Below are 702 nucleotides of genomic sequence, written 5' to 3'. Positions count from 1 at the left end.
TGACATCAAGCACTTTGGAAGGACTGAGCGCATTCGCGACAAATTCTACAGGATCACTGGACCAGTTGACAATGTCAATTTTTTCACCTTTTAATTCATTGACGATTGCTTGCACACGCTGGCCTTTAGGCCCTACGCATGAACCGACAGGATCAACGTCAGGATCATCTGTGCGAACAGAAATTTTTGAACGGTCGCCGGCTTCTCTGGCAACAGATTTTAGCTCGACAGTTCCATCATAAATTTCAGGCACTTCAATTTCAAACAAACGCTTTAACAGGCCTGGATGTGTTCTTGACACATAAATCTGCGGGCCCTTCGTTGTTTTTTCTACTTTTGTGATATATACCTTAATGCGGTCATGGGGCTTGTAGCTTTCATTCGGCATTTGCTCATTAACCGGCAGCAAGGCTTCTATTTTGCCTAAAGACACGTAGATAAATTTATTGTCCAGACGCTGGACGATCCCTGTCATGATGTCTTCTTCACGGTCGATAAATTCAGAATAGATCACACCGCGCTCAGCTTCGCGCACACGCTGTGTGACGACCTGCTTCGCTGTTTGAGCAGCTATGCGCCCGAAATCCTTAGGTGTAACTTCGATTTCGACGACATCGCCGACCATATATTCCGGATGGATGCCCTGTGCCTCTTCAATTGAGATCTCTAATCTCTGGTCGTATACTTCGTCAACGACATCTT

General features: G+C 45.7%; 1 protein-coding gene. It reads right to left on the bottom strand.

Features of this window, described 5'->3' with window-relative positions:
• A partial coding sequence (gene nusA / locus ACWHAR_RS27330; RefSeq protein WP_452088464.1) for a transcription termination factor NusA occupies nt 1–702 on the bottom strand: 702 nt, incomplete at both ends.

The sequence above is a fragment of the Bacillus sp. LR--39 genome (assembly GCF_053613335.1).
The sequence above is the reverse complement of the archived record's forward strand: the minus strand, read 5'-3'. Positions and strand labels throughout refer to the sequence as shown.